Raw genomic sequence first — 690 nt, 5'->3', positions numbered from 1 at the left:
GGTGCTGCCTTTACTACAAGATTATTTCGCCCAATCCATAGGACATGAAAGCTTTATCACCGGTTATGCGGTCGCCCAAGCGTTGCCAGGGCCCTTGTTCACTTTCGCAACGTACTTAGGGGCGATGAGTTACGAGAGCCCGCTAATAGGCGCATTTATTGCTACATTGGGGATTTTCTTGCCGGGGTTCTTACTTGTCTTAGCGTTTAACCAACACTGGAAAGTTTTGGCCGAGCATCCAAGAGTGTCGGGTGCCATTGTGGGTGTTAATGCAAGCGTGGTGGGTTTATTAGCAGCAACGCTCTATAGCCCTGTATTTATTACTTCTGTAAAAGAGCCTATAGATATGGCCGTTGTCGCAAGTATTTTTGTTTTACTGCGTTCCTTCAAACTGTCAATTATTCGGATCATTCTATTGGTTCTTGTTTATGGTTTGTTACGTGCTTGGTTTTCATAAAGTAGTGTAATAAGCAAAGCCACTAAACAATCGTTACTTCCACTGCCAGGGTTCTTCTTCAATGTATTTCTAGTCAAAGGTTGCACTATCTATTAATATATATATGTGCAACTTGAGGATGATTATATGGCCAACCCAAATGTTACGTTACGAGTTTCTGGCAGCTTACGCAGCCACTTAGAAGAATGTACCGGCTTAAACGGAGAATATGAGACTCCCAGTGAGTATTTACG

The 690-nt window shown here is 42.9% G+C and carries 1 protein-coding gene; it reads left to right on the top strand.

The features are described from left to right. Positions 1-457, top strand: a 457-nt coding sequence (locus A3729_RS08740) for a chromate transporter (RefSeq protein WP_197475712.1), incomplete at its 5' end; no start/stop codon positions are given. Positions 458-690 lie beyond the last annotated feature (233 nt).

It is taken from the genome of Oleiphilus sp. HI0043 (assembly GCF_001634935.1).
The sequence above is the reverse complement of the archived record's forward strand: the minus strand, read 5'-3'. Positions and strand labels throughout refer to the sequence as shown.